This window comes from Amphritea sp., from assembly GCF_050300915.1.
GTDB lineage: Bacteria > Pseudomonadota > Gammaproteobacteria > Pseudomonadales > Balneatricaceae > Amphritea.
Genome location: NZ_JBNKYN010000218.1, coordinates 1 through 572 on the forward strand (window position 1 = coordinate 1; position 572 = coordinate 572).

General features: G+C 44.2%; 1 protein-coding gene. It reads left to right on the forward strand.

Annotated features, from left to right (window positions below; genetic code table 11):
* The coding region (locus tag ACQY8X_RS21135; protein ID WP_428037097.1) for a hypothetical protein at window positions 1-361 on the forward strand (361 nt) is incomplete at its 5' end.
* Window positions 362-572: the final 211 nt, after the last annotated feature.

Below are 572 nucleotides of genomic sequence, written 5' to 3' on the forward strand. Positions count from 1 at the left end.
AAGTCATGCGCTGGGTGACATAGATCCAGTGCCAATCTTGAAAAAGGAAGCGTTAATTGATGACGCTGATTTAGAGGAGGCAGTTTCTGAAGCTAAAAGGAAGTCTGAAGCAGAGAATATTTTGCCCGTATTCAAAGATTATGCATTTATCGAAAAGCTTCTCAATCACCCGAATATAAAAGAAGCATATAGCCTTATCGGTAAAATAGATTCTCTCGATATGTTTGTATCGCACTATCTGAATGATCATAATTTAAACGATCTCTTGTATGGCCTGCTGTCTAGGATCGATATTAGAGTCAGCGCTCCTCTATTGGCAGTCTCTGGGCCGAGCAATTGGGCATTGGAGAAGTCGACATGAATCGCTTAACAAGCGCGTCAATTAGGACGCTCGCAAGCTCGCGCCTATTACGCGAGCGTTAGGGGCTCTTTGTTGAGAATGTTAAAACGAGCAATCCGGCAGGTAAGCACCACCCATCAGTTTCGAGTCGGTGCGGTCTAGCTTCACCAAATAGCTTCGCCCAATTGAGTTACAACTATAAGCAACATAGCAGGGAGGTAGTCACAGTGAT